Origin of the sequence: Acerihabitans sp. (genome assembly GCF_036398755.1) — a bacterium.
In the GTDB taxonomy this organism is placed as follows: Bacteria; Pseudomonadota; Gammaproteobacteria; order Enterobacterales; family Enterobacteriaceae; genus Acerihabitans.
In genome coordinates this window covers 19,014-44,480 of the sequence record NZ_DASWOM010000049.1, presented here as the reverse complement: position 1 = coordinate 44,480, position 25,467 = coordinate 19,014, and the positions used below count along the sequence as shown (strand labels likewise).

Here is a 25,467-nt window from a genome sequence, read left to right as displayed (position 1 = left end):
CGGGGAAGGGGCCGGCGGGCATATACCGGCCCCAGGCGGCTTATTGTTTCAGGAGATGTTCCACATCCACGTTAATGCTGTGATGGTCTTTATCCAGCTTGCCGCTGATAACCACTAAATCCTTGGGAGAGACATCCTGCCCATTCCATTTATCCTTGTCGATTTCAAGCTCGATACTGCCGGTATGGTCGCGGAACAAATAGTTATCCCCGCCCAGCTTCTTCTCGATATTGCCCTGCAGGGTAACCCAGGTATTGTCTTTCATCCCCTTGGCCTGCTTGATGGTGACCTGTTTGGCATCGCTTGAGCCTTTAAAGCCGCTTTGCTGCTTGTCCGGGGGCGGCGGCGGCTCGTCGCCGTGGAAACCGCCGGTTTCGGCCAGCGCCGGCAGGCTGCATAAAGCAAAAAGCGCGGCAATCGTCATCTTTTTCATCCCGAGTTCTCCTTTTACATCGGCCCATGCGCCGGAAACGGCGGCGCGGGCCGGGTAAAATCCTGATAATGTATTTTTACCATCAAGAGTAAAGCATGGCACAGGGCGCGTGAATTGCGAGCCTGAAGCCATAACGGGTCCGGTAAATCAGACATTAACGCGCCGTTTGGCGCGCCAGCCCATAACGACCGGGCGCCATGCCGCCGGATCAACCACGGGGGTTTGTCACAAAACCCGATTAATGGCACTTTAAGACGCTTGAGGTAGCCAATACCGCAAACGCTTAGCGGAATTTTTTGTTAAGGAGTTATACATGAAGCAGCTGCGCCCGTTGATTATCGGGCTTCCCATTCTTTTGGCGGGCTGTTCGACCCTGTCCAATGTCTCCTGGTCCAGCCTGTCACCGTTCAACTGGTTCGGCGGGAGCACCACCGTCGGCGATAGCGGCGTCGGCAAGGTGACCGCCGCCACGCCCCTTGATCACGAAGCGCTGGATAGTGCCCTGGGCGGCGGTTACCGTCTGCGCGGCGGCATGGAGACGCGCAACGGCGGCATCGTCGCGTTTTACCAGGCGTTGAAAGACGACCGGGTCATGATGACGTTTTACGGCCCGCAGGCGGGCAAGGTCGAACGCGTGGAAGTGACCGACAGCGCCGTCGCCAGCGCCTGGGGCGTCAAAATCGGCACGCCGTTCAGCAGCCTGTATCCCAAAGCCTTCGGCGCCTGCGCGCGGGGCGCCGGCGAGGACCAGGTGGTGTGCGCCGCGCCGCAGAGCAGCCATGTCAGTTATGTGTTTTCCGGTACCTGGCATGGTCCCGACGAGCTGATGCCTTCCGACGATACGCTGAAAAGCTGGCAGGTCAGCAAGATTGTCTGGCACGCCGGGAACGCCGGATAATACGCTTTTATGCACCATGCGCGTGCTTATAGCTTTTCCTGCTCTCAAAGCAGAAAAAGGTATAAAAAACCGTTACAGGTTATAGGCCTGTTATAAATAAACTGTATCACCATAAGGCGGGTTTTATCACCAACACATAGGTATTCCATGAATCGAACGCTGGTTTCAAGCCGTGCAGTCAAGAGTTGCATCGCCGCGGTATTGCTGGCCTGCGGGCCGGCGCACGCGACCGAACTGCTCAACAGCTCCTATGACGTGTCGCGCGAGCTGTTCGCGGCCCTGAACCCAGGGTTTGAACAGCAGTGGGAAACGCAGCATCCCGGCGACAAGCTGACCATCAAACAATCCCACGCCGGCTCCTCCAAACAGGCGCTGGCGATATTGCAGGGCCTGAAAGCGGACGTGGTGACCTATAACCAGGTCACCGACGTGCAAATCCTGCACGACCGCGGCGATCTTATCCCGGCGGACTGGCAAAGCCGGCTGCCCAACAACAGCTCTCCGTTCTATTCAACCATGGCGTTCCTGGTGCGCAAGGGCAACCCCAAAAATATCCATGACTGGAACGATCTGGTGCGCGACGACGTGAAGCTGGTGTTTCCCAACCCGAAGACCTCCGGCAACGGGCGCTATACCTATCTGGGCGCCTGGGGCGCCGCCAGCCTGGCGGACGGCGGGGACGAAGCCAAAACCCGCGCCTGGATGCAGAAGTTCATCGGCAACGTCGAGGTATTCGATACCGGCGGACGCGGCGCCACCACCACCTTTGCCGAGCGGGGCCAGGGTGACGTGCTGATTTCCTTTGAGTCGGAGGTCAATAATATTCGTAACCAGTATGGCGCCGACAAATATGACGTGATCGTGCCGGCGGTGAATATCCTGGCGGAGTTCCCGGTAGCCTGGGTAGATAAAAACGTCGAGAAAAACGGCACCCTGGAGGCGGCGAAAGCTTATCTGAATTACCTTTACAGCCCGGCGGCGCAGCAGACCATCGCCAACTTTTACTACCGGGTCAATAATGACGCCATCATGACCGCGGCAAAGGATAAATTCCCGGCCATCAAGCTGTTCCGGGTGGAAGACCAGTTCGGCGGCTGGCCGCAGGTGATGACCACCCATTTCGGCAACGGCGGCGAGCTCGATAAACTCATCGCGGCGGGACATCATTGATGTTTGCCCTGCAAAGCAAACGCGTGCTGCCCGGCTTCGGCTTGAGCCTGGGCAGCAGTTTGCTGTTTGTCTGCCTGATTTTGTTACTGCCGTTAAGCGCGCTGGTGATGCAGCTGGCGCAGATGAGCTGGCTGCAGTATTGGGAGGTGATCTCCAGTCCGCAACTGCTGGCGGCTTATAAGGTCACGTTGCTGTCGGCGGGCGTGGCCTCGTTGTTCAACGCCGCGTTCGGCATGCTGATGGCCTGGATCCTGACGCGTTATGACTTTCCCGGCCGCCGGCTGCTCGACGGCCTGATGGATTTGCCTTTCGCCCTGCCCACGGCGGTGGCGGGCCTGACCCTGGCGACGCTGTTTTCCACCACCGGCTTCTATGGCGCCTGGCTGGCGCAGTTCGGCATCAAGGTATCCTACACCTGGCTGGGCATAACCGTGGCCATGGCCTTTACCAGTATACCGTTCGTGGTGCGCACGGTGCAGCCGGTGCTGGAGGAACTGGGGCCGGAATACGAGGAAGCGGCGCAGACCCTGGGCGCCAGCCGCTGGCAATCGTTTCGCCGCGTGGTGTTGCCGGAGGTGGCGCCGGCGCTGCTGGCCGGCACCGCGCTGTCGTTTACCCGCAGCCTGGGCGAGTTTGGCGCGGTGATTTTTATCGCCGGCAATATCGCCTGGAAAACCGAGGTCACCTCGCTGATGATTTTTATCCGGCTGCAGGAGTTCGATTATCCGGCCGCCAGCGCCATCGCCTCGGTGATCCTGGCGGCGTCGCTGCTGTTGCTGTTCGCCATTAACGTCTTGCAATCGCGCTTCGGCAGGCGCCTGGGAGGGCATTGATGGCGGATATTTCCACTTTCAACGGCGCCGAGCGTGTGCGCATCGACTGGGTCAAATGGCTACTGGTAGGCACCGGCATGGTGATTTCACTGTTGTTCCTGGTGATCCCCATGGGCTATATCTTCGTCACCGCCCTGGCGGACGGGTTGGCGCCGGTATGGCGCAACCTGAATGATTCGGACATGCTGCACGCCATCTGGCTGACGGTGCTGGTGGCGTTGATCGCCGTGCCGGTCAACGTGGTGTTCGGCACCCTGATGGCCTGGCTGGTGACGCGTTTCAACTTCCGCGGCCGGCAGTTGCTGCTGACGCTGATGGATGTGCCGTTTGCCGTCTCGCCGGTGGTGGCCGGCCTGTTATACCTGCTGTTCTACGGCTCGAACGGTCCGCTGGCCGGCTGGATGGACGCGCACAACATCCAGTTGATGTTCGCCTGGCCGGGCATGGTGCTGGTGACGGTATTCGTTACCTGTCCGTTCGTGGTGCGCGAACTGGTGCCGGTGATGCTCAGCCAGGGCAGCGAAGAGGATGAGGCGGCGATTTTGCTCGGCGCCTCCGGCTGGCAAATGTTCCGCCGGGTGACGCTGCCCAATATCCGCTGGGCGCTATTATACGGCGTCATACTGACCAACGCGCGCACCATCGGCGAATTCGGCGCGGTGTCGGTGGTCTCCGGCTCGATTCGCGGCGAGACCTACACCTTGCCGTTGCAAGTTGAATTATTACATCAGGATTACAACACCGTGGGGGCCTTTACCGCCGCCGCGCTGCTGACGCTGATGGCTATCGTCACATTATTCCTGAAGAGCGGTTTGCAGTGGCGCCTGGCGCGCCAGCAGGCGCATCTTCGGCAAGGGGAGCCGTTATGAGCATCGAAATCGACAATATCAGCAAATATTTCGACAGCACCAAGGTGCTGAACAATATTTCACTCGATATCCCCACCGGCGAGATGGTGGCGCTATTGGGGCCGTCCGGCTCCGGCAAAACCACCCTGCTGCGCATCATCGCCGGTCTTGAACATCATAACAGCGGCCACCTGCGTTTTGGCGGGCAGGATGTCAGCCATCGCCATGCCCGCGATCGCCACGTCGGCTTTGTGTTCCAGCATTATGCGCTGTTCCGCCATATGACGGTTGCCGATAATATCGCCTTCGGCCTGACGGTATTGCCGCGGCGCGCGCGTCCCGGCGGCGGCGCCATAAAACAGAAGGTGGCGCAGTTGCTTGAGATGGTGCAGCTCGGCCACCTGGCCAACCGTTTCCCTTCCCAGCTGTCCGGCGGACAAAAACAGCGGGTGGCGCTGGCGCGCGCGCTGGCGGTGGAACCTGAAATCCTGCTGCTCGACGAGCCGTTCGGCGCGCTGGATGCCCAGGTGCGCAAGGAGCTGCGCCGCTGGCTGCGCCAGCTGCACGAAGAGCTGAAATTCACCAGCGTGTTTGTCACCCACGACCAGGAAGAAGCGATGGAAGTGGCCGATCGGGTGGTGGTGATGAGCCAGGGCAATATCGAGCAGGTCGGTACGCCCCAGGAAGTCTGGCGCGAGCCGGCAACCCGCTTCGTGCTGGAGTTCATGGGCGAGGTAAACCGGCTGGACGGCGAAATCCGCGGGTCGCAACTGTATATCGGCCAGTACCATTGGCCGCTGTATTATGCGCCCATCCACCAGGGCCACGTGGACTTGTTCCTGCGCCCCTGGGAAATGGACATCGGCGGGCAGGCCAGCGACCGTTGCCCGCTGCCGGTGCAGGTGATTGATATCAGCCCGCGCGGTCATTATTGGCAATTGCTGGTACAACCCGTCGGCTGGCACCCGGAGCCGCTTAGCGTGGTGCTGTCCGGCCCGGGCGTCACGCCGCCCCAGCGCGGCGAGCGTTATTACCTCGGCGCGCAAAACGCCCGCCTGTATGTGGGCGATAAGGCGCTGCAACCGGTTGCTTTCGCCGAAAGCGCTTGATAAGTTCTTTACCATCCCCACTTCTCGCAACAGGCGGCCCGGTGGCCGCCTGTTTTATTATGGAATAAAAACGTGACCACCCTTGAGCAATGCATCGGCAATACCCCCCTGGTAACCTTAAACCGTATGGGCGCGGACACCGGCTGCGAGATCCGGGTTAAGCTCGAAGGCAACAACCCGGCCGGTTCGGTCAAGGATCGCGCCGCGCTTGCGATGATCGGGCAAGCGGAGCTGCGCGGCGAAATCGCGCCCGGCGATCGGCTTATCGAAGCCACCAGCGGCAATACCGGCATTGCGCTGGCCATGATAGCCGCCATAAAGGGCTATCGGCTGCGGCTGTTGATGCCGGAGAACATGAGCATGGAGCGGCAGGCGGCGATGCGCGCCTATGGCGCCGAGCTGGTGCTGGTCAGCCGGGAGGCGGGCATGGAAGGCGCGCGCGACCTGGCGCAGGAGATGGGGCGGGCCGGTGAAGGCAAAGTGCTGGATCAGTTTAATAATCCCGATAATTCATATGCCCACTTTACCACCACCGGTCCGGAAATCTGGCGGCAAACCGCCGGCGGCATTACCCACTTTGTCTCTTCCATGGGCACCACCGGCACGATCACCGGCGTCGGCCAGTTCCTGAAAAGCCGCAACGACGGCGTGCGGGTGATTGGACTCCAGCCCGCCGAAGGCAGCGCCATTCCCGGCATCCGCCGCTGGCCGCAGGCCTATCTGCCGGGTATCTACCGCCCCGAAGCGGTTGACGCTATTATGGATATCAGCCAGCAGGAAGCCGAGACCACCATGCGCCGACTGGCGCGCGAGGAGGGGATTTTCTGCGGCGTCAGCTCCGGCGGCGCGGTGGCCGGCGCGCTGCGTATCGCACGTGAGGCGCCGGGCCGCCTGATTGTGGCGATTATCTGCGATCGCGGCGATCGCTATCTTTCCACCGGCGTATTCGACCAGGCCTGAACGACTTTCCGGATTAACGGTCTTCATAAGGGGATAATTCGCCTGCCGGGCGCGGATTTATGCCATGCTTAGGCCCGATGAGACGAGACGCCGTTGTTATGGAGAAAAACATGAAAATTTTGCTGGTTGACGATGATCAGGAACTGGGCAAGATGCTCAGCGAATACCTGGGCGCGGAAGGATTTGCCACGTCGCTGGCCCTGACCGGGAAGGAGGGCATCATCGGCGCGTTGTCCGGCGACTATACCGCCATGGTGCTGGATATCATGCTGCCGGATATGAGCGGCACCGACGTGCTGCGCCAGGTGCGCAAAAGCAGCCGCATCCCGATAATCATGCTGACCGCCAAGGGCGATAATATCGACCGGGTCATCGGGCTGGAAATGGGCGCCGACGACTATATGCCCAAACCCTGTTATCCCCGCGAACTGGTGGCGCGGCTGCGCGCCGTGATGCGCCGGTTTGACGAGCAGCGCAACGAGCCGGCAGAGGCGGGGACGGTACGCTACGGCGAACTGACCCTCAACCCCGCCACGCGCGCCAGCCAATGGCAGGGGGTGGCGTTTGACCTGACGGCCTCTGAGTTCAACTTACTGGAACTGCTGATGCGCACGCCCGATCGCGTGGTCTCGAAGGACGATCTGTCGGAGAAGGGGCTGGGCCGCCGCCGCGAAGCCTACGATCGCAGCGTCGATGTGCATATCAGCAATATCCGCCAAAAATTATCCGTTTTGCCCGGCAGTACCCTGAGCATTGAAACCGTGCGCAGCATCGGTTACCGGATTCGCTGATGGCGGTTCGCGGTCGTCTGTTCTGGAAGATCCTGCTGGGATTCTGGCTGATTTTCCTGCTCATTACCCAACTGCTCTGGGTGGTGTTTTCCCTCTACGGCAGCCACCATGAACCGCCGGAGGAAAGCATCGCCCGCCGCATCGCCAATCTGCAGCTCAACTCCGCCGCCTCGGTGCTGGCCAGCGGCGGAATGCCGGCGCTTGACTCCCTGCGCGCCGGATGGTCGGGCGCCGATCGGCAGTTTTTCACCATCGTTCCGGACGACGCCGGGCCGGTGGCGGACGACACCATCCGCTTTGGACCGCCCGACATCGATAGCCGGCAGGTCACCGCCGCCGACGGACGCCATTATCTGCTCAGCTACGATCTGGTCGGCCTGCGCCATGAATCGCGCCAGGGACGCCGCAGCAGCATTCTGCATATGCCAAGCCCGCTGTTCTGGCTGGGCCTGACGGGAGGATTGCTGTTCAGCATGCTGCTGGCCTGGAACCTGACCCGGCCGATGCTGATGCTCCGACGGGCGTTTGAACGGGTGTCCCGCGGCGATTTAAGTATCCGCCTGCTGCCGGTGATGCGGCGGCGCCACGACGAAATTACCGATGTGGCCCGAGATTTTGACGCCATGGCCGAACGGCTGCAGGTCCTGGTCAGCGACCGGGAAGCGTTGCTGCATGACGTTTCACACGAGTTGCGCTCGCCGCTGGCGCGCCTGCAGCTGGCCATCGGCCTGGCGCACCAGAATCCGAAAAACGTCTATGCGTCCCTGGACCGCATCGAACATGAGGCCGGCCGGCTGGACCGGATGATTGGCGAACTGCTGGCGTTAACCCGCGCCGAGCACCAGGGATCCCCCGGCGAAGACTATTTTGATCTCTACGGACTGGTGGAGGCGGTGGTCAACGACGCGCGCTATGAAGCGCAGGTGCCAGGGGTGGCGATTGCGCTAAGCGCCGCCCAGCCGGAGGACTATACCGTAAAAGGCAATGCGGAAATGCTGCGGCGCGCGGTGGAAAATATCGTTCGCAACGCCGTGCGTTTTTCTACCCACGGACAGCGCGTCAGCGTGACGCTGGCGCGGGTGGATAGCCAGTTGGATATCACCGTCGCCGATCAGGGACCGGGCGTGGAGGAGAGCAAACTCTCCAGTATTTTCGACCCCTTCGTGCGGGTGAATTCGCCGCTCAACGGCAAAGGCTACGGGCTGGGACTGGCTATTGCCCGCAAGGCGGTACTGGTCCACAACGGCCAGGTGGAGGCATTTAACGGCGCCAACGGCGGCCTGATTATCCGCATCCGCATCCCCCGCTGGGCCTAAATGCGACGCCTGTTTACGGACGATTGTGCAGATGGCGTTGAATCAGGTAGGTTTTTTTTGCCCAATTGAGCAACTGTCTTGCCGGCCAATTGTTTCAGCCTGGCGTGATTGCGGAATGTTTATCCTGTGGCTGCTGCATAGGCCGCGTGCTAGTACATAAACGGACGCGTCTTTTATCCTGGATGGAAATGTGAAGCGGCCGGCCTTGGCGGGGGGCTTATGTTGTCGCGGGTTTTCGTTGGCGCTTGTGGGCGGCATAAACCTCATCGCGGCGACATTCACTTCCACAGGGCTTGATATTGCCAGACCACATCAGTCCAATGGCGCGGTAGACCCGTGATAACCGGTCTCAATGCAAACGTGTAAAAGGGAAATCATGGCAACAGCGGATTTAGCAAAGAGAAACGGCGCCCGCCTGGGTGCCGTTTGCGCCGGACGCCGTAGCGCCCGGAGGGGACTGGGTTGCCTGGTATTATTTCTTTATACGAATAATGGGTGTTTCACCTACAACAACACTGCCGGTCAGCTTAATCAGTTCCTTGATTTCATCCATATTGGAAATCACGACCGGAGTCAAAGTGGATTTGGCTTTCTCTTCCAGTAACGGCAGATCAAACTCTATCACCACGTCGCCTTTCTTGACGCGCTGACCTTCCTGTGCGATACGCTTGAAGCCTTCGCCCTTCAGTTCGACGGTGTCGATGCCGAAATGGACAAAAAGCTCGATCCCGCTATCGGATTCGATGGAAAAAGCATGGTTGGTTTCAAAAATTTTCCCAATGGTGCCGTCAACCGGTGCCACCATTTTGTTACCGCTGGGTTTAATGGCAATGCCGTCGCCCACGATCTTTTCGGCAAAAACAACGTCAGGCACATCTTCAATGTTAACAATTTCACCTGAAAGGGGTGCAACAATTTCTATGCTTCCCATGTCTTTCTTATCATCGGAAACCAGAGATTTCAGTTTATCGAACAAACCCATGATCTTCTCCTAAGCATTTATAGCGGGTCAGCGTCGTGAAATCAGCAGAGCGTTTTTTCTTCAATGAATTTGTTTATCAGATTCATCAGCTCGTCCGCGGTCGGCTGAGCTAAAGCTTCCTCTGCTAACGCCTTTGCATCGCCAAAATTCGTATTACGAATAATTTTCTTGATGCGCGGGATAGAGATAGCACTCATGCTGAATTCATCCAGTCCCATCCCTAATAACAGTAGTGTAGCACGTTCATCACCTGCCAGCTCGCCACACATACCAGTCCATTTACCTTCCGCGTGAGATGCGTCGATAACCTGTTTAATCAGCGTCAGCACCGCCGGTGCCATAGGGTTATAAAGATGCGAAATTAACTCGTTACCGCGATCCACCGCAAGAGTATACTGAGTTAAGTCGTTTGTCCCAATACTAAAGAAATCAACTTCTTTTGCCAGGTGATGGGCAATGGTCGCCGCGGCCGGCGTTTCCACCATCACGCCCACTTCGATAGCCTCGTCGAACGATTTGCCTTCCTCGCGCAGCTGCGCTTTCAGCAGGTCCAGTTCCACCTTCAGCTCACGCACCTCTTCCACCGAGATGATCATCGGGTACATGATGCGCAGCTTACCGAAGGACGACGCGCGCAGGATGGCGCGCAGCTGCGCGTGCAGCATTTCCTTGCGATCCAGGCCGATGCGGATGGCGCGCCAGCCCAGGAACGGATTGTCTTCTTTCGGCAGGTTCATATATGGCAAATCTTTATCGCCGCCGATATCCATGGTGCGCACGATAATCGAACCGGTGCTCAGGGATTCCGCCACGGCTTTATACGCCTGGAACTGTTCTTCCTCGGTCGGCAGCGAGTCGCGGTCCATAAACAGGAACTCGGTGCGATAAAGGCCCACGCCTTCGGCGCCGTTGCGCTCGGCCCCGGCAACGTCGCGCACGGTGCCTATGTTCGCGCACACTTCCACCTGATGGCCGTCGAGGGTAATGGCCGGCAGGTCTTTCAGCTTGGCCAGCTCGGTCTTTTCCAGCACATACTGGCTGTGCAGCGCCTTGAGTTCTTCGATTTGATCAGGGGTCGGATTGACGTACACCTGGTTGTTAACGGCATCAAGAATCAGATAATCGCCGTTGACCACGCTTTTGGTCACGTTGCCGGTGCCCACGATGGCCGGCAGCTCGAGAGAGCGGGCCATAATGGACGTATGGGAGGTACGCCCGCCCAGATCGGTGACAAAACCCAGCACTTTGTCAAGATTGAGCTGGGCCGTCTCGGAAGGCGTTAAATCGGTTGCCACCAGCACCACTTCGTCGGCGATGGCGCTTAAATCAATGATCGGCATATCGAGGATATTGCGCAGCAGGCGCTTGCCGATATCGCGCACGTCCGTGGCGCGTTCCTTCAAATATTCGTCGTCAAGCTCTTCCAGCGCCTTGGCCTGGGTCTCGATAACGCTGTAAACGGCGGCGTCCGCCGTGGCCAGGTCTTCTTTGATAAGGGCTATGATATCCTGCTCAAGCTCTTCGTCTTCCAATAACATGATATGGCCTTCGAAGATTGCTTCCTTTTCTTCACCGAAGGTTTCGCCAGCTTTGGTTTTGATCGCTTCCAGCTGCGCGGATGCTTTGGTTCGCCCAGCCAGAAAACGCTCGACTTCCTGCTCAACTTGGCTTGCAGAGATCTTTTTCCGGTTGATGACGATGTCATCTTCCTTTAGCAAGAGCGCCTTACCAAAGGCGATGCCCGGTGATGCTAATATGCCTGATATCATAACCCTACCTTACTCACTCGTGACTCGCGTTAACGTAAAAAAACGGGCCTTGATTACTCAAGCTCTGCCATCAGTTTGACCAGATGTTCCACAGCTTTTTGCTCGTCTTCCCCTTCGGCGATAATAGCGACCACGGTACCTTGGGTCAGGCCCAGCGTTTGCAGTTTGAACAGACTTTTGGCGCTGGCGCTTTTGCCGTTGGAGCTCACGGTGATATCGGAAACGAAGCCTTTGGCTTCCTTGACAAACTGAGCGGCAGGGCGGGTGTGCAGACCATTAGGTGCGGTAATCGTAACTTCTTGCTGGAACATTATGTTTCCCCAACTTATTAGATGATATCAGTGTTGTGGGGCTAAAGTTTAGCGTAAAACATGGACTTTAGCCTATATGGTTCGTGCCTGAGTATGTTACAAAGACAAAGATGTATGCGAGTAAAAAACGGTATAAAAGCATTTCCGGCTAAATCTTGTGATGGCTTTGTTATGCCGTGCCGCCATCTGCCATTATGCCGCTTTTCAGCAAAAATCCATAGGGCGTTAATCGATTCAGCTAGCAGAACAATTAATAGCCTGATTAATTTCATACATCGAAATAATTGTCTGCTTAAATACAAGACAGAGCCAACAAAATCAATTATGCAGGGGGCAAAAGTTTGATCTACTCCACAAAAAAGCACCCGAGCGGGTGCTTTTTTGTGGTCGAAGCGCACATAAGCGACGATGGATTTTACTGCTGCAGCTCTTTTTCGGTAAACACGTCGGCAAACAGCGCGGTGCTGAGATAACGTTCGCCGGAGGAGGGCAGCACCACGACGATGGTCTTGTCGGCGAAAGCCGGATCTTCCTGCAATTTCAGCGCGGCGGCAACCGCGGCGCCGGAGGAGATACCGGCAAGGATGCCTTCTTCTTCCATCAGGCGACGGGCGGTGGAAATAGCCTCGTCGTTGGTAATCTTCACCACCCGGTCAATCAGGCTTAAATCGAGGTTTTCCGGGATAAACCCGGCGCCGATGCCCTGGATTTTATGCGGGCCCGGCTTGATTTCGTCACCGGCCAGCGCCTGGGTGATAACCGGTGAGTCGGTGGGTTCAACCGCCACCGAAATTACCGCTTTACCCTTGGTGTTTTTCAGATAACGGCTAACCCCGGTCAGGGTGCCGCCGGTGCCGACGCCGGCGATAAACACGTCAACGTCGCCGTCGGTGTCTTCCCAGATTTCCGGACCGGTGGTCTGTTCGTGGATGGCCGGGTTGGCCGGGTTGCTGAACTGCTGCAGCATCAGGAAACGCTTGGGATCGGTGGCCACGATTTCTTCAGCCTTGGCGATGGCTCCCTTCATGCCTTTTGGTCCCTCGGTCAGCACCAGGCTGGCGCCCAGGGCCTTGAGCAATTTACGGCGTTCGGTGCTCATGGTTTCCGGCATGGTCAGGGTCAGCTTGTAGCCGCGGGCCGCCGCGACATAGGCCAGGGCGATACCGGTATTGCCGCTGGTGGGCTCCACCAGTTCCACACCCGGTTTCAGCACGCCGCGTTTTTCCGCGTCCCAAATCATATTCGCGCCGATGCGGCATTTCACGCTGAAGCTCGGATTACGGGATTCCACTTTCGCCAGAATACGACCGTTGCCGATGCGGTTTAGGCGAACAAGCGGCGTATGGCCGATGGTGTAGGAATTGTCTTCGTAAATATTGCTCATGGCCAGTCCTTTACTGTAAGTGCAAATCAGGGGGAAAGATAACCAAAGCATACCCTTTCGCATGGCCGACGGAAGTAAAAGAATAGTATATCGATATGTTATTAAGACATAAGTTTTAAGAACATACCGCTCCGGGCCGGGCGTCACTTCACCGGCGGCGATAGCGCGAAATCGGCACGATACCTGTCGACCCACATCGCGGTGGCGCCGCATACCGCCACCGGCATAATCACCAGGTTGAGCAACGGGATAACCGTACAGAGATACACCAGGGCGCCGAACTGCATATTCTGGGTTTTATGGCGCGCCAATGCGCGGCGCATGGTCACAAAAGGAACTTTATGGTTATCGAAGGGATAATCGCTGTACTGGATGGCCATCATCCAGGCACCGAACAAAAACCAGAGCAACGGCGCCACGGTCTGGCCGAAGGCCGGTATCAGGTGCAACAGCAGCAGCGCCAGCGCCCGCGGCAGGTAATACGCCAGTTTAAGCCATTCGCGGCGCAGGATGCGCGGCGTATCCCGGATTATGCTCATTATCCCGCCGTCGGGCGGGGTATGGCCGGTAAGCCGCGCTTCAAGCTGTTCCGCCAGCAGGCCGCTGAACGGCGCGGCAATCCAGTTGGCGATGGTGCTGAAAAAATAGCTGAACACCAGCAGCACCGCCAGGACGCAGAGCGGCCATAGCAAATAGCCCAGCCATTGCAGCCAGCCGGGGATATGTTCCAGCAGCCGGGGGATCCAGATATTCAGGCGGGAATACAGCCACCAGAACGCGCCGCCCAGCAGTACGATGTTCATGATAAGCGGCAGTACAACGTAGCGTTTGATGCCCGGCAGCGTGATTAAATGCCAGCCGCGAACAAAATAATGGAAACCGCTACGGGATTTTGTGTTGTTAATCATTTTTTTCGGCCATTTTTTATACGGATAAAAAGGGAAACGGACGCAACGGCCACCCCGGCCGTTTGTGGTTTTAGCACTTTTGGATGAAAAAACAGCAAAAAACTGTGCCGATGCTATCTTTATTGTCAGAAAGTACCGTGCGGACTTGCACTTGTCTACGCAGGCCAATAGAGTTAAGAGAGTAAATGTTTGCCGCCGTGGCAATGAATTAGAACAACTGAGATGGCAATGATGCAGGATTTGCGTCTGATATTAATCGTTGTTGGTGCGATCGCTATCATAGCGTTGCTACTACACGGCCTGTGGACCAGCCGTAAAGAACGCTCATCGGTTTTCCGCGATCGCCCGGTTAAACGACTGAAACAAGACCGCCAGGATCGAGACGAGCCTCCGCTGGAAGAGCGCGACGAAGGTGTGGGCGAAGTCAGGGTAACGAAGGTCCGTACCGACGAGCCCGCCTTGGGGCGTTATGACGCGCGGGAGCCCGATATTCGTGTCCCGGGCGGCCATGCGCGCGGACCGCGCGCCCCGCAAGAACCGGGTTTCGGCAACAGGCCGGAAACCCGTGCGGGCAATCATTACGATCCCCTGCTTGATGACGAGGATGCCGACCGCGGGCAGGAGGAGGAGATAACCGATCCCGTCCCGGCGCCGCGGCCGAAAACCTCGTTTTTCAAAAAGCGGCGCCAGGCGGTGTTGCCTGACGAACCGCCGGCGGCTCCCGTTTCGTTCGGTTCCCACGAGGAAGAGCGCGACGAAGACCCACTACAGGCGCCGGACGCGCCGGCGCAGCCCGCCCAACCGGTCAAGCGCAAGGAAACCGTCCTGGTGCTGCATGTCGCGGCCCATAACGGCACCGTCATTGGCGGCGAGGAACTGCTGCAAAGCGTGCTGCAGGCCGGCTTCCAGTTTGGTGAAATGAATATCTTCCATCGCCACCTGAATCCGGCGGGCAGTGGGCCGGTGCTCTTCAGCCTGGCGAATATGGTCAAACCCGGATCCTTTGATCCCGAAGAAATGGCGGCTTTCACCACGCCTGGCGTCTCCATGTTCATGATGGTGCCTTCCTATGGCGACGCTCATCAGAACTTCAAGCTGATGCTGCAGTCAGCGCAGCGCATTGCGGACGACTGCGGCGGCGTAGTGCTTGACGATGAGCGCCGGATGATGACGCCGCAGAAACTTGATATCTATAAGGCGCGCATTCGCGACGTACTTGATGTCAATGCCGGCGCCTGACGCTAACGGCCGCCGCTGCGCCTGATTTTCCCGCCCCCCGCTTGCGGGGGGTTTTTTTCGCTGATGGTGGGCAATGGAACCAATCGATCAACAAATTGACGCCCTGCGCGTCCTGCTGCGTCGCTATGAATATTATTATCATGTGATGGACGAGCCGCAGGTGCCGGATGCCGAGTACGATCGGCTGATGGCGCGACTGCGCGAGCTGGAAACGCAGCATCCCGATCTGCTTACCGCCGATTCTCCCACCCAGCGCGTCGGCGGCGCGCCGCTGACCGCGTTTAACCAGATCCGCCATGAAGTGCCGATGCTGTCGCTGGATAATGTGTTTGATGAAGCCGGGTTCCTGGCGTTTGACAAGCGGGTGCGCGATCGCCTGAAAAACGATGACGACCTGGTATTCTGCTGCGAGCTGAAGCTCGACGGCCTGGCGGTCAGCCTGCTGTACGAAAACGGTCGGCTGACCCGCGCCGCCACCCGGGGCGACGGCGCCACCGGGGAAGACATTACCGCCAACGTGCGCACCATCCGCACCATACCCCTGCGCTTACAGGACGGTAACGGCCCGATCCCCGAGCGGCTGGAGATCCGCGGCGAAGTGTTTATGTCGGAAGCCGGTTTCCAGCGGTTAAACGACGATGCCAAACGCGAGGGCGGCAAGGTATTCGCCAACCCCCGCAACGCCGCCGCCGGCTCGCTGCGCCAACTGGATCCGGCCATCACCGCCAGGCGGCCGCTGACCTTTTTCTCCTACGGCGTCGGCCTGCTGGAAGGCGGGGAACTGCCCGCCAGCCATTGGCAACGCCTGCAGCTGTTCAAATCCTGGGGCGTGCCGGTCAGCGACCGTATCACGCTATGCACCGGCGCCGAACAGGTGCTGGCGTTTTATCGCCACGTCCAGGAACAACGCGCCGCGCTGGGTTTTGATATCGACGGCGTGGTTATCAAGGTTGACTCACTGGCGCTCCAGCAGCGGCTGGGTTTTGTCGCCCGCGCGCCGCGCTGGGCCATTGCCTATAAATTCCCGGCGCAGGAACAGCTGACCCGGGTGCGCGACGTTGAGTTCCAGGTCGGCCGCACCGGCGCGGTGACGCCGGTGGCGCGCCTTGAGCCGGTATTGGTGTCCGGCGCCATGGTCAGCAACGCCACGTTGCATAATGCCGACGAAATCGAACGGCTGGGGCTTAAAATCGGTGATACGGTGATTATCCGCCGCGCCGGCGACGTGATCCCGCAGGTGGTGGGCGTGGTGCTGGAGCGGCGTCCGGGCGACGCGCGCCCGATCGTTTTTCCCACCCATTGCCCGGTGTGCGGCTCCGACGTCGAGCGGGTGGAAGGGGAAGCGGTGGTGCGCTGTACCGCCGGCCTGGTCTGCGGCGCCCAGCGCAAGGAGGCGTTGAAGCATTTTGTATCGCGCCGGGCGCTGGACGTCGACGGCATGGGCGATAAAATCATCGATCAGCTGGTCGAGCGCGAGCTGGTCAAGACCCCGGCCGATCTGTTCCGCCTGAATAAAGAGATCCTGGCCCGGCTCGAGCGCATGGGGCCAAAATCGGCGCAGAACCTGCTGACCGCCCTGGAGACCGCCAAGCAGACCACCTTTGCCCGTTTTCTTTATGCCTTGGGCATTCGCGAGGTGGGGGAGGCCACCGCCGCCAATCTGGCGGCGGAATTCAAGACCCTGGATGCGCTGTACGCCGCTGATATCGACCAACTGGTGAGCGTACAGGATATCGGCAAAGTGGTGGCCACCCATGTACGCAATTTTTTTGACGAGCAGCATAACCTGGACGTGATCGCCGAGCTGGTCAGCCCCGCCATAGGTATACACTGGCCGGCGCCGGCGTCGGCGCCGGCCGGGGAGGGCAACCCGTTCGCCGGCAAGACCATCGTGCTGACCGGCTCCTTGACCGGACTTTCAAGGGACGAAGCCAAGGATCGCCTGATGGCGCTCGGCGCCAAGGTCAGCGGCAGCGTCTCGGCCAAGACCAATCTGGTGATTGCGGGCGGGGCGGCCGGCTCCAAGCTGACCAAGGCGCAGCAGCTGAATATACCGGTCATTGACGAGGCGGAAATGATGCGTCTGCTGGGCGAATGAAACACAGGCCGGCCCAAGAGGAATAAACCATGGAAAAAGAAGATCTGGTGGCCATCGCCAATACCGAAATGCCGTTCGGCAAATACCAGGGCCGGGCGCTTATCGATCTGCCCGAGCCCTACCTGCTGTGGTTTGCCCGTAAAGGTGAATTCCCCCAGGGCCGGCTGGGGGAACTGATGTCAATAACGCTTGCCATTAAAATCGAAGGACTCGAAGGGCTTATCAAGCCGCTAAAGCAAAAAAAATGATCTCGTCAATTGCAGAAACATCGTATTTTCGTTTAAAAGAGTTATTTTTTGGAAAACATATCGATAACATTTGAGCGAACTGATGGCATCTGAGCCACGCCAAGGCTGTTTTTAAGTTGAATTTTTGCATTAAAACTTAGCAAAGCCGGTTCTGATAAAAATCCTTTCGGCAATGAGCAAATTTCTTCAAGATCCCCTTAGGGAACTTGAGCTTTTCAATCAAACTACTTTTGGTAAAGGTTCCTGATTCTAATAGCAGAGTTATACATCGGGGCATTAAGCGCACTGATTCGGGTCTTTTTATATCATCCAAAGGTTCTCCTTTACGCCAACCTCGGGCGGAGATCCCTTTATATAGCCGCTGATAGTCCTCAGGTGAGATCAATTGCAGTTCTTTTGCACGCAAATCATAGATTGCGCCGACATACCCCAACGATTTTTGAGTGCAATAAAGTTCTCAAGAGTAGGATGGGTAGACAGCTCTACAGAAAATGATTCTTCGGGTAACATGAAGCAAGCGGCAAATTTGTGTGCCTGGGATTCAATCGGTTTGAAATTGATGCAGTCAAGGCGTTCAATATAGCGGTGTAACACCAGATGGCCCAGTTCATGGGCAGCATCAAAACGACTTCTGAAAAAATTATTTTTATCACTGGCAAGAATCACATAGGGCCGTTTTTCCCGCTCGTTCCATTGAGAATAGCCATCCATTAATGCGCCGCCCTGTTCAAATCTGGAACAGACCACCCCGGCGTTTTCCATTACTAACAACAAATCCGAAATGGGCGCAATATTCAATCCCCAGATGTCGGCAGAGCTCACAACGACATAATGCTCGCCTCTGGGCGAAGTATCCTCATCGCAACATAGATTACCCGTGTTTTGGGCCGCCCATCCTGGCCTGAGACGGGCATTCTATGCGTTTATAAGTATATTATATTCAATCAATTAACGCTCGCCCCGGTTATAGGCCGTTCCCAGCGCGTCGGGCAGGCTGGCGCGTCGGCCGAAAATGATAAGCACCACCATCACCGCCATAAAAGGCAGCATCTGGATAACGTCGGTGGGCATGTCCACGCCCAGCACCTGCAAGGCGGTGGTCAACGACAGGCAGGCGCCGAACAACAACGCACCGCCCAGTACCCACAGCGGCTTGCCGCGCGCCAGCATCGCCAGCACGATGCCGATAAAGCCGTTGCCCTGGGTCATGAAGGGGACAAAAATACCGGCGCCGACCTGCGACATAAAGGCTCCGCCCAACCCGGCCAGCGCGCCCGTGACCAGTACCGCCGCCGTGCGCGTCCACAGTACGCTTACGCCTGCGGCGTCAAGGGCGGCGGGCTTGTCGCCGGCGGCCCGGAGATACAGCCCGAGGTTGGTATGGCGATACAGCGCGGCAAACAGCGCCACGCAGCCTACCGCCAGATAGACCACCAGCGGCTGGTTGAACAGGATGCGCCCGATAAATGGAATGCGGGACAGCAGCGGCAGCGCCAGGGTATCGATACCGCCCAGGCGGGGATAGGTGCGGCTGAACTGCAGGTAGTGCAGCAGCGCGGTGGCGCCCTGCGCGCCGAGGGTCAGCGCAATGCCGATGACAATCTGGTTCAGGCGCAGCCATACGCACAGCGCGGCCATCAGCACGGCGACGATAATCCCGCCGGCGGCGCCGCCCACCAGCCCCAGTCCCATGGACTGGCTTCGCCAGGCGATATAAAAGCCCAGGTAGGCGCCGGAAAGCATCATGCCCTCCAGGCCGATATTCAACACCCCGGCCTTTTCCGATAACTGCTCGCCCAGGCCGGTTAACAGCAACGGCATGCCGGCGATAATCGTGCCCAGCAGCAGGGACGAGAGAAAACCTTGCGTCAGTAAATCCATATTATTTGCCTTCTGGCGCGCCGGAGCGCTGTTGCCGCCGCTGCGCAACCCGTTCCGTCACGCCGAGCACGATAAGCAGCACGGCCACCGTGACCAGGGTAAAATGATTGGGAACATCCATCCGCCTGGCCGCGCTTTCGCTGCCGATGGACAACACCGAAAATATAAATACAAAGGCGATGGCGGCGAAACCGTTAAAACGGGCCAAAAACACCAGCGGCACCACCAGCAGGCTATAGGCCGGGTTCCAATCGGCGCGCACATTGCCTTCGATGCCGATAACCTCCACCGCGCCCGCCAGGCCCGCCAGCGCGGCGGATAAGGCGAATACCGCGATGGTCAGCGCCCCGACCGGCAGGCCGACATGCAGCGCCGCGCGCGGATTGGCGCCGACGGTGCGCAGCCGCAGGCCGAAAGCGGTGCGGTTCATCAGCCAATGCACCGCGATCACGGCAAACAGGCCGATCAGCAGCCCGCTTGAGGTATGGGTGCCGAACAGCGGCGGCAACCGCTGCTCATAGGGCAGGGTGCGGGTTTCCGGCACGGTGGTGGCGGGATCGGCGAACACCAGTTTTACCAGCACGTTGGCCAATGAAATGCCTAAAAACGACATCATCATGGTGGTGATGATTTCGTTTATATTCCGCCAGGCCTTCAACATGGCCGGCAATATGGCCCAGACCCCGCCCATTACCGCGCCGGCCGCCATCGCCGCCGATAGCGTCAGCCAGGATGGCGCGCCGAGCTGGTTCAGCGGGGCCGCCACCGCCGAGGCGATCACCGCGCCCAGTAAAAACTGGCCGTCGCCGCCCAAATTCCATAGACCGGCGCGAAACGCCACCATCAGGCTGGCGGCAATAAGCAATAGGGGGCCCATGCGCGTCAGCGTCGCCTGCAGTCCCGAGGGCGTCATCAGCCCTTTTTGCAGGATAAAGCCGTAATACGCCAGCGGATTGACGCCCATGACCAGCAGCAGGCCGCCGGTGATACACAGGGCGATGACCACCGGGCCCACCGACATCGCGGCGCGCGCCAGGGCGGCTTTCAGCAGGTCCGCCGTTAGCCATCGCCCCAGGCTAGGATTGGATAGACCGCTCATGCCGGGGCTCCGCTCATCAGTTCGCCGATGCGGCCGCGGGCCGCGGGGGTATTGTCGACCATGCCGACAATCCTGCCCTGGGACATCACCGCGATGCGGTCCGCCAGCTCAAGCAACTCGTCCAGGTCGGTGGAGATAAGCAATACCGCCAGACCCGCCCCGGCCGCCAGGCGTATCCGCCCGCGGATCGATTTACTGTTCTGCACGTCGAGCCCATGGGTCGGCTTGGCAAAGATTACCGCCTTGGCCAGGCCGCCAAGTTCGCGCGCCAGCAGCGCCTTTTGAATATTGCCGCCGGATAATTTGCCCAGCGGCGTATCGATTGCCGGGGTGCGGATATCGTATTCGATGATTTGCGCGAGCGCGTGCCGCGCGATAGCCGCCGGCCGCACCATGCCCCGCCGCCAGAAGGGCGCGTCGCCTATTTGCTTGAGCAGCAGGTTGACTGACACCGGAAAAGTGCCGACGGTGCCTTCGCCCAGCCGGTCGTCGGTGACGTAACGCAGCCCGCGCTTGCGCCGCTGGCCGATACTGCAATGCTCGATTGATTCGCCGCAGAGATAGATGCGGCCCGCGGCCAGGGGGCGCTGGCCGGCCAGCGCCTCGGCCAGCTGTTGCTGCCCGTTGCCGTCGATGCCGGCGATACCGACGATTTCGCCGGCGCGGATCCTAAGCCCGATGCCGGCCACCGGCATCAGCGGATCGTCCACCGCCAGCGCCTGCGCCTCGAGCACCGTTTCACCGGCGGTTGTGCTCGCCGAAACCCGCGTCCCGGGCGCCGGTTCAACGGTGGTTGCCGCATCTGCCTGCCCGGAAAGGTCGAACATCAATCCAACCACCTCTTGGGTTGCCTGCCGGGCGGTGAGTGATTTAAGCCGTTCAGGCCCGATTTCGCCCACTTTGCGCCCGCGCCGCAGCACCGAGATGCGATCGCCCCAGGCCAGCGCCTCGTTAAGCTTATGGGTGATAAAGACCACCGCCAGCCCCTGCGCCACCAGCCGGCGCATCAGTTGCCCCAGTTCGTGGGCGTTGTCGGGCGTCAGCATGGCGGTGGCTTCGTCAAGGATCAACACCCGGCTGCCGCGCAGCAGGGTACACACGATTTCCGCCTGCTGCAGTTCGCCAAGCGACAGCGACCCCGCCAGGGCGAACGGGTTGACCCTAACGCCGATATCCCGGGCGATATCGTTGACCCGTAGGGCATAGCGGCGGCGGGCGGGACGTTGCCACCAGGGATCGCCGAGGGCGATATTATCCACCACGCTCAATCCCGGCACCATCATGGCGTGCTGGAACACGGTGCCGATGCCCAACGCGTGGGCGCGGCGCGGGGAGGACAGTGATACCACGCGTCCGTCCACCGCGATATGGCCCTCATCCGGCTGCTGAAGGCCGGACAGCATGGCGACCAGGGTGGATTTGCCGGCGCCGTTTTCCCCGAGCAGCACGTGAACCTCCCCGGCCCACAGCGCCAGATCGACCTGGTTATTGGCGATAACGCCGGGATATCGCTTGGTAACCTGGCTGACGGTCACCACCGGGCAGGCCAATGAAGACGGATTCTGGCTCATCATGTTCTCTATAACGTTAAGCGGAGCGCGCGCGTGCGCTCAGGCCCTGGCCGCTTGCGCCGGGCTATTTGCCGCCGGCGGCCAGCAGGACGTGCAGTGATTTTGCGTCGTAATCCGCCGGCACGGTGATTTTACCGCTGATGATGTCGTCGCGCACCGCATTGACGCTCTTCCAGGTATCCTCCGGGATATGGGCGGTTTTCAGCAGGCTTATCGAGCCGTCCGCCAGCGAGGTTTTATAGTTATGCAAGCCGAACTTGTCCTGCCGGAGATCGTCTATCATGGCGGTGTAGACCGGCGTCAGGTTCCATAGGACTGAACTGAGCAGGTTGCCTTTATCGATGGGGGATTTGTCGCCGATCACATCGATAAAGTAGACTTTGCCGCCGTCCGGCGCCGGCGTGGTTTCCACCGCCTGGAGCATGCCGAAGCTCGATCCGTTGCCCTGGCCGAAAATAATATCGGCGCCGGCGGCGATAACCGAGGCCGTCACGCGTTTACCGCCCGCGGCATCGCTGTACGCCGCCGGGCCGATGACCGCATAACGGATTTTAATATCTCCCCTGGTCGCCCGCGCGCCGAGGATAAACGCCGAGGATTGCGCGTTCCAGGCCGGCGGTTCGCCGGACACCACGATGCCGACGGTGCCGCTGCGCGTCATTTTTGCCGCCAGCGCGCCGGCCAGATAGGCCCCTTCCTGGCCGCTGACCGTATAGTCGGCCACTTTGCCGGCTTTTAACGACGACGGGCTGTCGGTAATGGCCACCGGCACGTTGGCCTGGGCGCCGATTTCCGGCCCCGACTGGTTATAGCCGCTGGCGTGGGCGATGATAAGCTGCGCCCCGTCTTCCGTCAGATCGCGCAGCGTGGGGCGAATATCGCCGTAGCCGAGGTTCTCCGCCACCATGACCTTGACCCCCTCTTTGGCACCGGCCTCCCTGGCGGCGGTGATGCCCTGTTGGTTCCAGCCGAAATCGGTGCCGGGTTCGGGCGTGACTATGGCGATAGCTTTTATATCGGCGGCAAAGGCCGCGGAACATAGCACCGACAATACCGATATCGCGGCTGCGTGTTTTAACCAACCTTTTCCCATCATGTTCTGTCCTCGATACATTTTAATGTTGACAATACGGCTGTTTAAATCTTTTCTGATGCATCCCTACCGGGTAGCACCTGTTCACTGGAGCACTATATGACACTAAAGGGGCTAGTATTGTCCTGTTTGTTTTTTTTCACCACCGCAATCTGCGCAGGGGAATCAACAAATTATCAACGCGGTACGCAAGGATTAACCCCTTTCCTGGTGGTGGTAAACAACACCGGCCATCATCCCTTGGACTGTGAAATCACCACCGCCCACTGGTATTCGGTGCCGTTGGGCACCGTTGCCGCCGGCGCGACGCTGTCCACCGGCTTGTGGAAGAATATCGCCAGCGGCGAGGTGTTTATCCTCAACAGCCGGCGGGATCACATGCCGGTTCAGCGTTTCTGGTGCGGCGAACCGGGGCGCTCCTGGCAAACCCGCTATGACGTGGTCATATCAACACACAAGGACGAAAGCCCGCGATCCATGACGCTCGACTGCGCCGGCGGCGCTGATGCTGATGCCGTGCAGTGCCGAACCGCGCCGAGCGGTCTGTAATCCCCGGGGCCGGTTTTTGCCGGAAATCGGGCGATCGCTTTATCAGCCAGGTAAAAAAACGGGCCCGACGCCAACGCTGTCCAGATGACCCGAACAGGTCGCGCCGGGCCCGCGGGCCACGATAGCATGGTGTTTATGGCCTGACGATGCCTTACAGCACGGTCGGTTGCCGGTCCAGAAAGCTTTCCACCGTCCGCATGCAGGCGTCGCGCTCCTCCACGTGCGGCATATGGCTTGATTGCTCGAATATTACCCATTCGGCGCCGGCGATCTGATCCTTGAACGGCTGCACCACTTCCGGCGCCGCCTCGTCGTAGCGCCCGGATATCAGCAGCGTCGGCACCTGGATTTGCGCCAGCCGGTCGATAATGCTCCAGTCTTTCATGGTGCCGATGACATGGAATTCAGTCGGGCCGTTCATGGCATGGTATACCGTCGGGTCGGCGTCCATGGCGGCGAAGGTGCGCGTGACTTCCTCCGGCCAGGGCGTAAGGCGGCAGACGTGCCGCTGGTAAAATACCTGGGTGGCCTGGCGATAAGCATCGCTGTTCAGGGTGCCCGCGGCCTCGTGCTCCTGCAGGCAGCGCTGTACCTCGGGCGGCAGCCCGGCGCGCAGCCTGGCCGCCGCCTGGAGCCACAGCGCCATCGACGCCGGTGAATTGGCGATAATGATGGCCTTGAGGCCTTCAGGGCGCAGCACGGCATGCTCCGCCGTCAGCATGCCGCCCCATGACTGGCCGAGCAGCGCATAGTTTCGGCTGATGCCCAGATGCGCCAGCAGGTTATCCAGTTCCGCCAGGAACAGCGGCACCCGCCAGAAATCCGGCCCCTGTTCCGGCAGATGGGTGGAACGGCCGTTGCCGAGCTGATCGTAATGAATGACCGCCCGGCCGCCGCGGGCGATATCGCGGAACGCGTCGACATAATCATGGGTGCAGCCCGGGCCGCCGTGCGCCACCACCAGCGGCGTGCGGCCATTGTGAAGATCGCCGCAGACGCGGTACCAGGTTTGGTATTGCTGAAACGGCGCGTAGCCTTCGGTGATGCTGTACATAAGGGGTTACCTGTCGGTTAAGGATAACCTAGGGTAAAACAGCGCGCCGGGCGGCGGATAGCTAGAGAAAATGCTAGGTATTGCGCCGTGCGTCTCAGCTGTCGAGCAGGCGGTAATGCATCGCCCGCACCACCGCCTGGACCCGGTTGCTGGCGCCCAGCTTGCGCGCCGCCGAATTGAGATGCAGCGTCACGGTGGCAATCGAACGCGACAGCTTGCGGGCAATCTCCTTGGCGGTCAGGCCCTCGGCCGACCAGCTCAGGCACTCCCGTTCGCGTTTGCTCAGGCGCACATACTGGCAGGTCAGCATCTGGCGGTCGAATAACGGATAAACCCGCTCCTGGAAGGTATGGGCCAGCAGGCCCAGCTCCGCCAGCGTCTGGGATAAATCACGCTCCCGACCGCTGCCGCTGACGATGCCGGTCAGGGTGGCGAAGCCACCCTGCGGCAGGTGCAGGGGCACCGTGGCGCCGCAGGGCATATTGTTATCACGCATATAGAGGGTTACCGGCTGGTGCCGTTCACTAATGATATCGCGCAGCAAAGTGGTGTCCGGACGCTGATAGGACCAGACGAAGGGCGCGCAGCTCCCCAGGGCGTACAGCTGTACCGGGTCCACCTGGTAGTAGCCGCTTTCGGTCCATAACCGTCGCATATCCTGCGGCACATTGCTCATGCGCAGCACCGATGGCGTAATCAATTCGCCCTCCAGCGAACGCGGCACCGGCGTGTAGTCATAAATCAGCGCCTCCATGCCCAGCCGGGCGCTTTGCCGGTACAGGGCGGAAAAGGCGTCGTCAAGACCGCAGTCGGCCTGCGGCGCCGGCAATAATTCTGTTATCACAATGCTCATCGCCCCTCCTTCTCTTACCCGGCGTCCAAGGCGCCGGGCATGGATTTTGCGCAGACGTTACCGTATCCCT

General features: G+C 59.4%; 25 protein-coding genes. 12 read left to right on the top strand and 13 right to left on the bottom strand.

All coding sequences use genetic code 11. The features are described from left to right. Positions 1 to 40: 40 nt before the first annotated feature. Positions 41 to 433: a YgiW/YdeI family stress tolerance OB fold protein gene (locus VGC33_RS08750; RefSeq protein WP_331120364.1), complete on the bottom strand. Its 393-nt coding sequence runs from the start codon at positions 431 to 433 to the stop codon at positions 41 to 43. Positions 434 to 746: 313 nt separating this feature from the next. Here VGC33_RS08750 and VGC33_RS08745 point away from each other — a divergent pair, with 313 nt between their 5' ends. From VGC33_RS08745 to VGC33_RS08710, 8 genes are all read left to right on the top strand, one after another. Next, entirely contained in the window at positions 747 to 1,331 is a 585-nt protein-coding gene (locus VGC33_RS08745) for an RpoE-regulated lipoprotein (RefSeq protein WP_331120363.1), read from the top strand. 147 nt (positions 1,332 to 1,478) lie between these two features. Next, a complete protein-coding gene (cysP, locus tag VGC33_RS08740; RefSeq protein ID WP_331120362.1) occupies positions 1,479 to 2,501 on the top strand; it encodes a sulfate ABC transporter substrate-binding protein in 1,023 nt (340 codons plus the stop codon). Continuing rightward, complete coding sequence (cysT, locus tag VGC33_RS08735; RefSeq protein ID WP_331120361.1) at positions 2,501 to 3,334, top strand: sulfate/thiosulfate ABC transporter permease CysT; 834 nt, start codon at positions 2,501 to 2,503, stop codon at positions 3,332 to 3,334. Before cysP ends, cysT begins: the two co-directional genes overlap by 1 nt. After that, complete coding sequence (cysW, locus tag VGC33_RS08730) at positions 3,334 to 4,203, top strand: sulfate/thiosulfate ABC transporter permease CysW (RefSeq protein ID WP_331120360.1); 870 nt, start codon at positions 3,334 to 3,336, stop codon at positions 4,201 to 4,203. Before cysT ends, cysW begins: the two co-directional genes overlap by 1 nt. After that, positions 4,200 to 5,291: a sulfate/thiosulfate ABC transporter ATP-binding protein CysA gene (gene cysA / locus VGC33_RS08725; RefSeq protein ID WP_331120359.1), complete on the top strand. Its 1,092-nt coding sequence runs from the start codon at positions 4,200 to 4,202 to the stop codon at positions 5,289 to 5,291. The genes cysW and cysA overlap by 4 nt, the downstream gene beginning before the upstream one ends. Positions 5,292 to 5,363: 72 nt before the next feature. Beyond that, positions 5,364 to 6,251: a cysteine synthase CysM gene (gene cysM, locus VGC33_RS08720; RefSeq protein WP_331120358.1), complete on the top strand. Its 888-nt coding sequence runs from the start codon at positions 5,364 to 5,366 to the stop codon at positions 6,249 to 6,251. Between the two features lie 110 nt (positions 6,252 to 6,361). Beyond that, positions 6,362 to 7,042 (top strand): response regulator transcription factor, encoded by a 681-nt coding sequence (locus VGC33_RS08715; protein WP_331120357.1) that lies wholly within the window; start codon positions 6,362 to 6,364, stop codon positions 7,040 to 7,042. After that, a complete protein-coding gene (locus tag VGC33_RS08710; RefSeq protein ID WP_331120356.1) occupies positions 7,042 to 8,358 on the top strand; it encodes an ATP-binding protein in 1,317 nt (438 codons plus the stop codon). The genes VGC33_RS08715 and VGC33_RS08710 overlap by 1 nt, the downstream gene beginning before the upstream one ends. A 472-nt stretch (positions 8,359 to 8,830) precedes the next feature. Here the strand turns inward: VGC33_RS08710 and crr are convergent, their stop codons facing one another. From crr to cysZ, 5 genes are all read right to left on the bottom strand, one after another. Continuing rightward, positions 8,831 to 9,340 (bottom strand): PTS glucose transporter subunit IIA, encoded by a 510-nt coding sequence (gene crr / locus VGC33_RS08705; protein ID WP_162368143.1) that lies wholly within the window; start codon positions 9,338 to 9,340, stop codon positions 8,831 to 8,833. A gap of 41 nt (positions 9,341 to 9,381) precedes the next feature. After that, entirely contained in the window at positions 9,382 to 11,109 is a 1,728-nt protein-coding gene (gene ptsI, locus VGC33_RS08700; RefSeq protein WP_331120355.1) for a phosphoenolpyruvate-protein phosphotransferase PtsI, read from the bottom strand. A 53-nt stretch (positions 11,110 to 11,162) separates the two neighbouring features. Next, positions 11,163 to 11,420: a phosphocarrier protein Hpr gene (gene ptsH, locus VGC33_RS08695; protein ID WP_162368145.1), complete on the bottom strand. Its 258-nt coding sequence runs from the start codon at positions 11,418 to 11,420 to the stop codon at positions 11,163 to 11,165. Positions 11,421 to 11,835: 415 nt separating this feature from the next. Continuing rightward, positions 11,836 to 12,804 carry a cysteine synthase A gene (gene cysK, locus VGC33_RS08690; protein WP_331120354.1) on the bottom strand — a complete coding sequence of 323 codons (969 nt, stop codon included), beginning with the start codon at positions 12,802 to 12,804 and terminating at the stop codon, positions 11,836 to 11,838. Between the two features lie 143 nt (positions 12,805 to 12,947). Then, complete coding sequence (gene cysZ / locus VGC33_RS08685) at positions 12,948 to 13,712, bottom strand: sulfate transporter CysZ (protein WP_331120353.1); 765 nt, start codon at positions 13,710 to 13,712, stop codon at positions 12,948 to 12,950. A 228-nt stretch (positions 13,713 to 13,940) separates the two neighbouring features. Between cysZ and zipA the strand changes: the two genes are divergently transcribed. From zipA to VGC33_RS08670, 3 genes are all read left to right on the top strand, one after another. Then, the gene (gene zipA, locus VGC33_RS08680; RefSeq protein ID WP_331120352.1) at positions 13,941 to 14,951 is read left to right on the top strand and encodes a cell division protein ZipA; all 1,011 of its coding nucleotides are present in this window, start codon (positions 13,941 to 13,943) and stop codon (positions 14,949 to 14,951) included. 73 nt (positions 14,952 to 15,024) lie between these two features. Beyond that, positions 15,025 to 17,049: an NAD-dependent DNA ligase LigA gene (gene ligA, locus VGC33_RS08675; RefSeq protein ID WP_331120351.1), complete on the top strand. Its 2,025-nt coding sequence runs from the start codon at positions 15,025 to 15,027 to the stop codon at positions 17,047 to 17,049. Between the two features lie 29 nt (positions 17,050 to 17,078). After that, positions 17,079 to 17,297: a DUF3820 family protein gene (locus tag VGC33_RS08670; RefSeq protein ID WP_331120350.1), complete on the top strand. Its 219-nt coding sequence runs from the start codon at positions 17,079 to 17,081 to the stop codon at positions 17,295 to 17,297. Positions 17,298 to 17,678: 381 nt separating this feature from the next. Here VGC33_RS08670 and VGC33_RS08665 read toward each other — a convergent pair whose 3' ends face one another. The 5 genes from VGC33_RS08665 to VGC33_RS08645 all read right to left on the bottom strand — a co-directional run bounded on the left by VGC33_RS08665 (position 17,679) and on the right by VGC33_RS08645 (position 22,944). After that, on the bottom strand, positions 17,679 to 18,119 hold the full coding sequence (locus tag VGC33_RS08665; RefSeq protein ID WP_331120349.1) for an ImmA/IrrE family metallo-endopeptidase: 441 nt from the start codon (positions 18,117 to 18,119) through the stop codon (positions 17,679 to 17,681). Between the two features lie 126 nt (positions 18,120 to 18,245). Continuing rightward, positions 18,246 to 19,178: a putative B6 ABC transporter permease subunit 1 gene (locus VGC33_RS08660; protein ID WP_331120348.1), complete on the bottom strand. Its 933-nt coding sequence runs from the start codon at positions 19,176 to 19,178 to the stop codon at positions 18,246 to 18,248. Position 19,179: 1 nt separating this feature from the next. Next, a complete protein-coding gene (locus VGC33_RS08655) occupies positions 19,180 to 20,277 on the bottom strand; it encodes a putative B6 ABC transporter permease subunit 2 (protein WP_331120347.1) in 1,098 nt (365 codons plus the stop codon). Then, complete coding sequence (locus VGC33_RS08650; protein ID WP_331120346.1) at positions 20,274 to 21,848, bottom strand: putative B6 ABC transporter ATP-binding protein; 1,575 nt, start codon at positions 21,846 to 21,848, stop codon at positions 20,274 to 20,276. The genes VGC33_RS08655 and VGC33_RS08650 overlap by 4 nt, the downstream gene beginning before the upstream one ends. A 64-nt stretch (positions 21,849 to 21,912) precedes the next feature. Then, entirely contained in the window at positions 21,913 to 22,944 is a 1,032-nt protein-coding gene (locus VGC33_RS08645) for a putative B6 ABC transporter substrate-binding protein (protein ID WP_331120345.1), read from the bottom strand. 117 nt (positions 22,945 to 23,061) lie between these two features. On the opposite strand from VGC33_RS08645, the gene VGC33_RS08640 reads away from it, so the two are divergent. Further along, positions 23,062 to 23,490: a hypothetical protein gene (locus VGC33_RS08640; RefSeq protein ID WP_331120344.1), complete on the top strand. Its 429-nt coding sequence runs from the start codon at positions 23,062 to 23,064 to the stop codon at positions 23,488 to 23,490. A gap of 151 nt (positions 23,491 to 23,641) precedes the next feature. Here the strand turns inward: VGC33_RS08640 and VGC33_RS08635 are convergent, their stop codons facing one another. Next, positions 23,642 to 24,544, bottom strand: coding sequence for a proline iminopeptidase-family hydrolase (locus VGC33_RS08635; RefSeq protein WP_331120343.1), 903 nt, complete (start codon positions 24,542 to 24,544; stop codon positions 23,642 to 23,644). A gap of 94 nt (positions 24,545 to 24,638) precedes the next feature. Next, positions 24,639 to 25,397, bottom strand: coding sequence for a LuxR family transcriptional regulator (locus VGC33_RS08630; RefSeq protein WP_331120342.1), 759 nt, complete (start codon positions 25,395 to 25,397; stop codon positions 24,639 to 24,641). Positions 25,398 to 25,467 lie beyond the last annotated feature (70 nt).